The 12,953-nt window shown below is 70.1% G+C and carries 1 protein-coding gene (running past one end of the window); it reads left to right on the forward strand.

Annotated features, from left to right (window positions below):
• Window positions 1-12,953: part of a preprotein translocase subunit SecA coding region (locus tag ABEB12_RS39730; protein WP_345703549.1), annotated on the forward strand (this coding region is incomplete at its 3' end). The annotated region continues 22,109 nt past the right edge of the window; the window shows 12,953 of its 35,062 annotated nt.

Consider the following 12,953-nt stretch of genomic DNA (forward strand, 5'->3'; position numbering starts at 1 on the left):
ATGGGTTCCCTGGTTCCGGCTGGTCTGGCGCGGTGCGTGCGCACCGCGCTGGTTGCCATGCCCGGAACCTGGCTGCTCATGGCCTGTGGGATCGCCGCGGTGCTCATCGGGCTGTTCGCCGGCTCGACCGAGTCCGCCGCCGCCACCGGGGTCGTCCCGGTGGCGAACGTCAGCGCGATCGCGCCGTCGCAGGGGGAAATTCAAGACCCCGCCGACGACACCGATTCGGTACCGGCATGGGCGAATGGAAACACCGCCTCGGCCAAGCCGACTTCGGTGAGCAACAATCCCGGAAAGGCCATCAACCGGCTGGATGGGCAAGTGGCCACAATGGCCACCGCCACGCCGGCGCGGTCATTGTCCGAATTGCGCGCCCGCTATCAGCCGGCGGCCATTCAGCAACCGGAAACCGAATGGCCGCTCGTTGACCGCGGCCACGCCGGTGGCCAGCCCGCCGCCCCCCAGAGCGGCCCGAGCGGCCAGGCGCCGGTGGCCACCACCACGCAGTCGGTGGCCAAGTCGGTGACCGAGCCGGTGACCGACTTCGTGTCCGCTCTGCTCGACCGCCTCGGCCACGCGGTCTCCTTCGGCTCCAACGCCGGCGGCGCTGGCCAGTCCGACGCCCCCACCGCCAAGCCGGCGACGCGGGGCGATGTTGAACGCCAGGTGAACGAGGAAGCGGCGAACGCGGTCACCCGGATCCGGGACGCGGCGGCCGAACCACGGGGCGCCGACCGGGCCATCGACACCCGGGTGGCGGACGCCCGCGAGTTGGCGGACCAGCGGCTCACCGACAACGAGGACGTGTACCGGCTGTGGGCCGGCCGCTCCGGCAGCGGATCGTCCGGGAGCGTAGGGCAGCCCGCCGCGGTGAAGGCCCCCGCAGCCGAGCAGGTCGACCAGATGATGGGCGGAGTCGTCGACCTGGTCTCCGGCTTTGTCGGCACCGTGGCCGGCAAGCAGGCCGGCGCCCGCACCCAGCAGGCCCTGTCGAGCGTGGCCGAGGAGGTGTCCGCCGCCCTGGCCGCCAGCAACCGGCTCAACCACTCTGGCGCCGGCGGCAACGGCTTCAGCACCATCCAGGCCGGGATGCCCGAGCGCGCCGCCAAGGCCCCCGGCGGTGGCGGTTCCGGCCTGGCCCCCGAGCGCGGCGAGTCGGGCCCGATCGTGTGCCTGGCTCTTGGCTGCACCGACCGCGACCCGAACTTCTCCGACCAGCGACCCGACAGCAACTGGGGCCGTGGCCCTCCGGCCGGACACCGCCCCCACCCCCAGCACAACAACGGCAGTGACGATGAGGACGACCCGGCCTCCCGGCCCCGCGGAATCCTCGGCAACACCCTCGAGTTCGTCCAGAACCTGATCAGCGGCATCACCAAGGCCCTCCCCCACGGCGGCAGCCAGGCCGGTGGCCAAACCACCCGCCCCGAGCGCCCCAACCACGGTGACCTCGCCGACGACTTGACCGATCTCACCAACGACTTCGTCTCCGACCTCGTCAACCTGGTCGGCGGCAACACCAAGCCCGGCGCGGTCCAGAGCACGCAGCCCCAGAAGCCGGGCCAGGGCGAGCAGCTGGCACAGAGCATCACCAAGCTGACCAACGGGTTCGTGTCCGACCTACTCGAGCTGCTCGGTGTCGGCGGGTCGAACAACGGTGGCAGCCAGGCTCCGGCCCAGCAGTCCCCGACCCGCCCGCAGCGGCCCAGCAGCGGCGACCTGGGTCAGGCGATCGGCGAGTCGGTGAACGAGTTCCTGTCCGACCTGTTCGGCAAGCTCGGCCTGTCCCGCCCCTCCGGGCAGGGCCAGCAGGGCGGGGCGCAGCGGCCGCAGGCTCGGCAGGATGTGGGTGAGCGGATCGGGAAGCTGACCGGTGGGTTCACCCAGGACCTGCTCGACCTGCTCGGCACCGAACGTCCCAAACAGACCACCAGCGGCGGCAAGTCCGGTGCGGCCCAGGCCGCCCGCCCGGCCCCGAAGAAGGACGAACGCACGCCGGCGTCGGTGAAACTGCCTAAGGGCATCTCCGCCACCCAGGCCAAGAACGCCGAGACGATCATCGAGGTCGGCCAGAAACTCGGCATCCCGCGCAAGGGCCTGCAGGTCGCCCTCGCCGCCGCGTTCCAGGAGTCGGGCCTGAAGAACGTCCGCTACGGGCACCTCGACTCGCTCGGGTTGTTCCAACAGCGGCCCTCGCAGGGCTGGGGCACCGTCAAGCAGGTGCTCGACCCGGTGCATGCGGCCACCAAGTTCTTCAAGACCCTGAAGAACGTCGACGGCTGGCAGGGCAAGTCGGTCACGCGCGCGGCGCAGGCGGTGCAGCGCTCGGCCTACCCCAACGCCTACGCCAAGTGGGCCGACAAAGCCGACAAGCTGGTCGACTACGTCCTCGGTAAGCAGGGAAAGCAACAGGCCGGCACGGGCAGCTCGCAGCGCGTGCAGCAGACCAGCGCACGCCGGACCGAGCCGGCCGCCGCCCAGCGTGTGCAGACGGCCGTGGCGCGGCGGGTCGCCCCGGACGCGAGCGAGCAGCACACCGCGCGGAAGATCGACGCCCACACCGCGCGGCGGATCGACCCCCAGACCGCGCGCCGGGTAGAGCCGCAGACCGCTCGCCGAATCGACCCGACCACCACCGGCCAGTCCGGCACAGGCCAGCAGCAGTTGGCTCAGAAGATCACCGAACTGACCAACAACTTCGTCGGGAACCTCCTGGAGCTGTTCGGCGTCGGTGGTTCCAACAACGGCGGCGGCCAGGCTCCGGCCCAGCAGTCCCCGACCCGGCCGCAGCGCCCGAGCAGCGATCTAGGCGCGGCGATCTCGGAGTCGGTGGACAACTTCCTGACCGACCTGTTCAGCGAGCTGGGCATCTCCCGCCCGTCGGGCAACGGCCAGAGCCAGGGCCAGCAGGTTCAGCAGGGTTCGCAGCAGCAGGGTCAGCGGCAGAGCGATCTGAGTCAGGCGATCGGGCAGTTGACCAATAACTTCGTCGGCAACCTGCTGGAGTTGCTCGGTGTCGGCGGCGACTCCACCGGTGGCTCGGACGGTTCGGCCGGTGGTTCGGGTCAGGCCCCGCAGCCGTCCCAGCGGCGGCCGAGCCTGGAGGACGCGCTGGGGAACTTCGTGAACACCGCCTCCGGGATCGTGTCCCAGGTCGCGGGCGAGCAGGCCGGGCAGCAGACCCAGCAGGCGCTGGGCAACCTGTTCGGGCAGCTGCTCTCCGGTGGCGGGCAGAACAACGGTGGCGCCCAGCAGAGCACTAACGCGGGCGGCGCCCAGCAGAACAGCGGCGGCGGGCAGGACCTGGCTGGGGCGATCGAGGACCGGACCGAGGAGTTCGTGTCGGATCTGATGGACCGCATCGGCGGCGGCCGGGGCGAGTCGCGTGATGGCGGCCCTAACTCGGATGACCCGGGCTACTGGGAGGGTCTGTACTACGACGCGTTCATGGCCGAGGCCAAGGCCGCCGGCCAGCAGCAGCAGGCCGCCCAGCAACAGCAGCAAGGTCGGCAACAGCAGCGGGCGTCGAGTGTGGATGAGGCGTTGGGCAACTTCGTGAACACCGCCTCGGGTCTGGTCGGTCAGGTCGCTGGTGAGGACGCCGCCGAGCAGACCCAGCAGACGTTGGGTGGGGTGTTCGGCCAGATGCTGTCGGGTGGTGCCGGTGAAGGGGGCGGCACCACCCAAAACGCCACCCAAAACACCGCCCAGGGCGGGGTGCGTCAGGCCGGCATGACCACCGGCCAGGGCCGGGGACAACAGCTGGCGGGACGGATCGGTGAGCGGACCGAGCAGTTCGTGTCCGACCTACTCGAGGGCCTGGGCATCGCCCGACCGGGCACCGGGCGGCCGGCGGCGGTGAACCAGACCAGCGGCCGCCAACCCCAGCAGCGACAGAACACCGACCTGGACCCGGACGAGATGCTGGGCCACTTCGGAGATTCCGCCACCAAGATCGTGTCCCAGATCGCCGGCGACAAGGCCGGACGCCGCGTGGGTAAGGCCTTCGACGAGCTTCAGGACCAGATCGGCGACGCCTTCTCCCAGCGCGACCGGCAGTCGAGTGCGCAGCGCCCGATCCAGGCCAACCACAACACCGGCCGCGACAGCGGATTGCTCGGGTCAATCGGCGACTCGGTGAACGACTTCCTGACCGGCCTGTTCGACCAGCTGAGCATCGGCAAGGGCGGCGGCCAGGGCCAGGGGCAGTCCGCCGCTGGGCAGGGCCAGTCCGGACAGGGCCAGGGTTCGCAGCGGCCGCGGCAGGGTGATCTGGGTGAGCGGATTGGTGAGCTGACCAACGAGTTCGTGTCCGACCTGCTCGACACCCTCGGCGTCTCCGGCGGCGGCAACTCCAACGGCGGCAACAGCACCGGCGGCAACGGCGGTGGGCACGGCCAGAACCAGAGCGGTCAGGGTCAGGGGACGCGGCCGGCGGGTCTGGATGATTTCGAGCAGATCCTGGGCGGGGTCACCGACGTCGTCTCCGGCCTGGTCGGCCAGGTGGCCGGTGAGCAGGCCGGTGCGCAGGCCCGGGAGATGTTGACCGACGCCGCGCAGGACGTATTGACCGCGCTGGCGGCCGGGAACCGCTACGGCCAAGGCGGTAACGGCGCCGGGCAGCAAGGCGGCGGGCAGCAGGCCGGCCAGGGTAGCCAGGGCAGCGGCGGTGGCAAGGACAACGGCTGGGCGTTGAACAACGATGGCCAGTTCGCCGGGACCCAATGCGAGGGCGACGTGGAGTGCGCCCTGGCCGACGGCAGCTTGAAGACCCGCCAGCCAGGCTCACTGTCCAACCGCGGTCCCCCACAACTACTGGACAACCCGACCACCGGCAACACCAGCCAGCCCGTCTACTGGTGGGACACCGAGCAGACCACCCAGCAGGCGTTGAACGACCGCCTCGCTGTGATCAACGGCCAGAAGTCCCTGGATGCGGCCAAGTCGCAGCTCGACGCGAAGAAGATCACCCAGGCCGACTACGACAAGCAGGCCACAGCGCAGAAGGCGTTGCAAACCACCGCCGACACCTCCGCCGCCCAACTCGACCCCTACAACAGCGAGCTGCTCAACAACGTGGTCACCGGGCAGCAGCAGCTGGGCACCGCGAAGACCAAGCTCGACGAGAGCAAGAAGCAGCTCGACGCCGGCAAGCTGAGTCGGGCCGACTATGACAAGCAGGCCGCCGCCTACAACACCCAGCGCGACACCGTCTACGCCCAAACCGCCGAACTACGCGGCGCCGCCGGCTACGACACCGCAGCCCAGGCCAACCCGGGTAAGGACGGCGCCGGCGCCGCCTGCTCCAACGACGGCGCGTTCGCCCAGTGCTCCACCGCCGCGATCGACCCCAAAACCGGGCAACTCAAGCAGGACCAGAGCTACTGCCTGATCGGCGTCTCCGGCTGCTCGGCCTCCTCCACCGCTCGCGATCGTGCGGCGAACGCGTTCTGCGACCCGACCAAGGGCTGCGGCACCACCACCAAGGCCGGCAAGACCACCGCCGACACCACCTGCGGCAAGGGCGAGTGCAACCTGTCCGCCACCGCCGACAGCACGGGGGCGGACACGTTCTGCCAGGCACGCAACAGCTGCACAGAAAACGGGAAACTGCCCACCGCCCCCAACGCGAAGGACGTCGCGGCGGGGAAGAAGGACGGCGTCTCCGAGTTCAGCGGGGCGTGCACCAAGGACTGCGCCCTCGCCGGGTTCGCCAACGCCTCCCAGGCCGGGTCGGACTGCCAGACCCGCAACGGCACCTGTGACAACGCTTCCACCGGGCGGCGCGCCACCGAAACCGCCCCGGAGAACGAGACCCCCGCCCAGGCCGCCGCCCGCGCGAAGGAGACCGGGGAAGCCTCCAGCAAGGCGCACTGCCAGGCCAGCGCGCGCGGCTGTGACACCACCAGCACGGTGACCGCCGGTACTGACCCGCAGACCGGGCAGCGGGGTTGGCTGGCCGAGTTCCTGTTCGGCAGCGACGACGAAGGCACCACCGGTTCGGGTAAGCCGGCCGCCGAGGCTTCGGTGCGCTGCGCCACCGGGGCGAAGGACTGCAAGGGCACCGCGTCCAGCACCGCGAACGGCAAGACGGAAAACACGCAGACCACTCCCGAAATCCCGGCGGTGGCCGGTGACCCGGCCACGGGGCAGGCCGCGGTCCCGGCCGCCCCGGCTAAGACCAACACCGACAACCGCACCCACACCGGAACCGCGGGCTGCGAGGTCAACGGCGGCACCTGCACCACCTCCTCCGGCCTCGGTGAGAACACCGGCGACGGTGAGGGCGTGCTGGCGCACAGCTCGGTCTACTGCGACCAGGACAAGGGCTGCGGCGGCAAAGCGAACACCGCCACCAACGCGACCATCACCGCCGGCATCGACGGCAAGACCGCCACCCGCAAGACCGACGCCCACCACGACTGCACCGTGAACGGCGCCACCGGCGACTGCGCCAACGACTCCTCCTCCACCGTCGACAACACCGGCGGCACTGGTTTCGACACTGCGCTGACCACCACCCCGACGATCGGGGCGGATGGCAAGCCGGTCGAGCCGAAGAAGACCGACCCGATCACCGAACTCGGTAAGAGCCTCACCGCGACCAGCAAGACCACCGCCGTGCTGTTCTGCGGGTCGGCCGACTGCAAAGCCTCCGACAACGGCGCCACCTCCGGCGAAGCCTCCGGAGACATCAAGGGCGTCCGCGACTCCGACGGCATCACCCGCTGCGAGGTGCACGGCACCGGCGGCACCTGCGGCTCGGCCGCCAGCACCGAGGTGGCCTACCGCGCTGAGCAGGTCCGGGCGGACGGGGCGAAGATTCCGGCCGGCATCGTGAGCGTCAGCCACGCCGACGCCCAGGTCCGCTGCGAGAACTCGAAGACCTGCGGCGGCAAGTCCTACGCGGAGACCTCCGCCCTGGACACCTCCGGCTCCGAGCACCGCCGCGGGACCTCCGATACCGCGGAGTGCACCGTGAAGAACGGCGGCTGCCTCGGCCAAACCAGCAGCGACGCCTCCAGCGCGCCCGACTTCCTCAAGTACGACCCGAAGACCGGTAAGCCGCTGCCCGGCCAGCCCACCACCGGCCCCACCTCCACCAGCCGCGCCTCCGCGTCCCTCGACTGCCAGTCCGCCAACTGTGAGGGCACCGCGAAGACCACCGCCGCCGCCTGGGACGGCGCGGTGGACAGCGGCAAACCCCGCACCAGCGAAGGCACCGTCGGCTGTGACAAGGGCGCGAGCTCCTGCCAGGTGCAGACGCTCTCGAACGCCACCACCGGCCCCGGCGCCGCCCTCACCTATGCCAGTGAGGACCAGGCCATCAACGCCGACCGCCTCGGCCAAGGCCCCTCCGTCGCCTCCACCATCGGCGGCAAGCTGACCGGTGAGGGCGGCGGGAAGATCACCGGCACCGTCCTGGCAACCAACCCCGGCATCTCCAACGACCCCCGAGGTAACCGCGCAGAAGGATCCTGCACCGGGGCCACCGGCGGCCAGTGCGTCGCGGTCATCAACGGCGGCGCCTCGAGCAGCCCAGACGCCAACATCATCCGCCCGATGGTGCAGGACCAGCCGACCCAGAACGCCACGACCACCAACACCGAGGTCGGCGGCGATGGCCAGGACGGCGCCGCCGCTTCCGCCCAGAACGGCCAGAGCACGCAGACCGGTAAGTCTGGGCAGACCGCGAAGCAGAACGACGGCCAGAACCCGGGCCAGCCCGGCCAGCAGCCCAACCAGCCGGCCACCGCCCCCGGCAGCTCCGCCAACACCGGCGGCCCCTCCGTCCCCGGTGCCTCCAGCTGGACCTCCGCCTGGGCCAACCTGAACTGCGACGGCAACACCGCCTGCAAGGGCACCCCGCACTCCTCGGCCACCGGCATCACCGGCACCAGCCACAACAACGGCGGCGAAGGCACCCGCGGCCCACCGGAAGCCACCGGCAAGACCACCAGCACCTGCGACACCACCGGCGCCGCCTGCCAGGCGATGTCCACCTCCGCCGCCGCGTCCGGGCAGGTCGTCGCCGACATCTTCACCGAGCAGAACAAGACCGCCGTCGAGCAGGCCAAGCAGCAGGCCGCCGACCTGAAGACCAAGGCCGACCAGGCCAGCAAGACCGCCGCCGCCCAGGGCGCCACCGCGGAACAGAAGAAGCAGGCCGAAGAAGCCACCAAGGCCGCCGAGCAGGCCAACAAGGCCTACACCGACGCCGCCGAGGCGATCAAGAAGCCGCTCCCCCAGGACGCTGTCCCGGCCGCCTGGTCGCAGTCCTCTTCGATGGCCCACTGCGCCGACCCCGGCTGCACCGCCACCACCACCGGCGACACCACCGGCCTCCCCGGCACCAGCCACACCGACGCCACCTGCACCGCCGGCAGCGGCGGGTGCGTGGTCACCAGCGACGCCACCGTGATGCTGATGGCCGACTCCGGCCAGCCGCAGGCCGGTAAGGACGGCAAGCCCACCGGCAAGAACGTTCCCGGGTTCTCCGGCACCGCCGAGACCGGCTCCAACCTGATCTGCCCCGACGCCGGCTGCACCGGCAAGGTCACCGGCACCGCCCACGCGCAAGCCGGTCAGGGCAAGTTCAAGGCCACCAGCAACGGTGAGGGCAATACCGCGTGTGACGGCGCCGGCCCCTGCCAGGCTGCCATCCGCGCCTCGGTCAGCACCGCCGCCGCGGCCCCGAACCTGCCGGAACAGCAGCGGTTCGGCACGACCTCGGCCAACATCGCTGCCAGCTGCGACAACGGCAGCGACACCGGCTGCCCGGTGCACGCCACCAGCGACAGCAACTCCACCGGCGCCGAGAAGGTCAACGCCAAGACCACCACCAAGTGCGAGGGCAGCGCCGGTTGCACCACCGGCACCACGGCCACCGCCTCTCCGGACACCGCGCAGGTGCAGTTCCAGTGCGGCGGCGCCCAGGGTTGCACCGCCCACGCGCAGGGTGATGCCAAGGCGAAGAAGTCCAACGCCACCGCCACCGCCGACTGCTCCCCCACCACCGACGGCCGCTGCGCCGGAGGCGTCCAGGTCGGTGCGTCGGATGACGGCAGCGCGCTGGCCAGCGCCAGCTGCCAGGGCACCAAGGGCACCAACTGCCGCTACCGGTTCGAAGCCACCGCCAAGGACTCCTCGAGCGCCGGGCCGAACTGGGCGAAGGCCTACGCCCACGGCTCCGAGGAAGGCACCAACGGCGGCGGCGCCGTCCAGGTCATGGCCGCCACCACCGCCGGCCCCGGCCAGGCGCAGGCCTCGGCGACGTGCAAGGGCGCCAAGAACTGCGTCAACACCTACTCCGCCCACGCCGAGGCGCACGACTACGACTCGGTACAGGCCAGCGAGAAGAATCGCGACCAGCCGTCGGGCTACTGGAAGGCCGACGCCTCGGGCACCTGCCACGGCAACAAGCAGGGCGGCGGCAGCTGCGGTGTCCAGGCCCAGGCCAACGCCCGCGCCGGGTACGCCAAGGTCGACTGCTTCGGCGACTGCTCCGGCTTCGTCAAGGAGGCCGAGCACGCCACCGGGTTCGTCAAGACCGGCCCCTCCTACAACGAGCAGCTCGCCATCGCCCGAGCCCGCGCCGCCCACCAGGTCCAAGACCCCGAAGCCTGGATGAACGGCCTCAAGGACGGCGAGTCCGGCGACCTGGTAGTGAAGAACGACAAGGGCTACACGATCTACAGCAAGACCCCCGACGGGAAGGTCGTCAAGAGCGACTGCGCCCAGTGCAAGCCCGGCGAGACGTTCACCGGCGGCGGCGGCACGAACATCACCATCACCCAGGACGGCCGGGTCCAGTCCAACCGGCCCACCGGGGCACCCAGCGGCGGCAACCACACCTGCGACATGTCCCTGGGCTGCGGCCTGACCGGCGACGACAAGGGCAAGGGCGACGGCAAGTACTGGGTCAAGGGCGACGGCACCGTCCACGACGGCATGACCGGGTCCGACCTGCACTACAAGAACTCCGGCGTGGTCGGTGGCGCGGTCAACGAGGGCAGCTTCGGGAACCGCAAGGGCAAGCCGTTCGAGTTCACCTGCAACGGCGGCTGCGACGGCAGCCTCAGCAACTACGACGTGGGCAAGGGCAAGTTCACCGACAAGATCGACCTCGACGGCACCTCGAACTGGTTGACCGGCCGCAACGGCCTGGGCAACCTCGGCAACCTCGCCCACGACGGCGCCGGCACCATCACCCTGATGGGCCGCAACGGCCAGATGATGGACCCGATCAAGTCCAACGCCAAGAACGGCCTGACCGGGGATCAGTGGGCGGGCATCACCAAGAAGTACGGCTACACGCCGTGGGACGCCCAGACGCTGAACAACGTGCTCGACCCCGGCGACTCGATGACGGGTTTCCAGAAGAACGGCGACGGCTCCTACACGGTTTTCACCAAGGACCCGAACGGCAAGCTGGTAGAGAGCAAGTGCGGGGGGAACACCGGCAAGGCGTGCGACTCGAACGGCGGCGGTGACGGGACGATCGCCTTCCCGGGTCAGGGCCAGCAGGGCAACCCGACGGTGACCCAGCCGTCCGGGTCCGGCCGTGACCCGTCCACCTGCACCGCGAACGTCGGCTGTGGGCTGACCTCCGACGGCAAGGGCGGCGACGGGTTCTGGTGGCTGTTCGGCAACGGCACCGTGCACGACGGCGTCACCAGCTCGGAGATGACCTTCAAGGACTCGCGGCCGGAGGGCAGCAACGGCCCGGCCCACAACGGCGGCAACCTGGGCGGCACCGACGGCTCGCCGTTCACCTTCAGCTGCAACGGCGGCTGCAAGGGCGACGCCGGCAACATCGCCATGGGCAAGGACGGCAAGAAGCTCACCGACCACGTCGACGTGGCCGACAGCTCGTGGCTGATGAGCGCCCGCGACGGGCACGGGACCCCCGGCACCTACAACTTCAGCGGCGAGGGCGAGGTCAAGCTCGCCGACGGCACGGTCATCCACGCCGAGGGCGACGCTCGGACCAAGGACAACAACTGGACCACCATCACCACCGCCGGCGCCAACGGGACCCACGGCCACTACCTGATGGGCTACGGCCAGACCGGTTTCGTCCAGTTCCCCAGCGGTTACAAGATCACCCAGGACGAGCGCCAGACCGTGGTCATCTACCCGGATACCGCGGACGAGATGCGGGCGCAGGGCTTCAACCCCGATTCGATGGGGCTGGTGCTGACCTATGAGCAGGTGGCCAGGGGTGCGCCGTGGGCGGAGGGGCAGGTCATCGGTGGCGGGCAGCTCGATGTCTACTCGCCGGACGCCGACGGCAACGGCGGCTCGATCAGGTGTGAGGGCAAGTGCACGCTGACCCGTCCGGACTGGGCACAGGGCCACGAGCAGACCGTCGTCGGCAAGGTCTTCGAGCCGATGATCAAGAAGGGGCAGACCCCGACCGAGGCGGCGGTGGTGGAGGCCCAGTCCATCGGTGGCGGGACACAGAAGTGGATCGACCCGTACGGCAACACCTCACAGTGCAACGCCGGTGGCAAGAACGGCTGCCACATCGGCATGCTCTACGGCCCCGGCGGCGGCGTGGTCTGCACCGGCGACGACTGCAAGAGCTCCAACGTGAAGGGCCAGATCCTCGACGGCGCCGGCTACCTGCTCTTCCCCACCGTCAACGACAAGGGCGAGATCACCGGCAACAGCGGCTTCGGCTGCAAGGCCGGACCCAAGGAGTGCAAGACCAGCGAGGGGCTGAAGAACCTCGGCTGGCTCGGCGACCCGCACGCGTCCTGGTTCGCCGGCATCGACCCCACATACAAGCGGCCGGGCCAGGACACCCCGATCGACAAGAACATCTACGACGCGCTCGCCCCGCTCGGGGTCAAGCCCGGCGACCCGCTCCCGCCGCTGGACGCGGCCGGCGAGAAGCTGCTCCAGGAGTACGACCAGAAGAACGGCACCCACTACTACTCGCAGTACGTCGACAACCTGCCCGAGCTGCCCCAGGGGCAGAAGGACCTGGCCGTCATCAAGGTCGCCGGCGCGCTGGACACCCTGCAGCGGCGCAGCGCGGAGCTGGAGAAGCAGCTGCCCGGGCTCCAGGACGCGGTGGCGGCGCAGAAGCAGTACAACCAGGGCAAGCTGTCCTACGACGAGCTGCAGCCGCACCTGAAGGTCATCAAGCAGGCGTTGGCGATGGACCAGGAGTATGCCAACGCTCGCGGCATCGTCGACGGCATCGCCGGGCTGAGCTACCAGCAGGCCACCGGCGCCGACGACCAGCAGCTGGGCAAGGACCCCGAGCTGGTCGGCAAGACCCCTGGCGAGTCCCTCCAGCAGGCCCAGAAGGAGTTCTACGAGAGCAAGCTCCCCCAGTACGGCATCGACCCGAAGACCGGCAAGGGAGTAGAGCTCACCCTCGACCAGAAGGCAAAGGCCAGCGCGGCGACGGTCGTCAACATGAGCCTGCTGCCCGAGTCCCGGGCACTGGGCCAGGAGGCCGCCGAGTGGAACGCCCAGAACGACGCGCTGACCGCGGCCGGCGGCGCCACCAAGGCGCAGGCCGACGATATGAATGCCTGGAGCGGGAAGATCAAGGACAAGAAGTCCGCGATCGAGGCAGTCCAGACCAACATCAAGAACCTGACCAAGGACCTGCCCGGCAAGATCACCATGTCGCCGGAGGACCAGCGCAAGGACGACATCCTCGCGGCCAAGGAGGCCGGGGACACCAACCTGGCCAACCGGCTCACCGAGTGGAAGGACTTCCTGAACGACACCAACGCCCTGGCCGACCAGATGGACAAGTCGGACAGCAAGTACCAGAAGGACCTGGCCCGCGACGTCTACCACCCGCTGGCCGGCCTGGCGGAGCTCAACTACAACACCATCGCCCGCGACCAGGGCTCACGTGACCCGAACACCCCGCTCGCCGGCGGCATGCCGCTGCCGTCCTCCGGGCACCCCGACCTGTACATGGC

Origin of the sequence: Actinospineispora eucalypti, assembly GCF_039543365.1 — a bacterium.
In the GTDB taxonomy this organism is placed as follows: domain Bacteria; phylum Actinomycetota; class Actinomycetes; order Mycobacteriales; family Pseudonocardiaceae; genus Pseudonocardia; species Pseudonocardia eucalypti.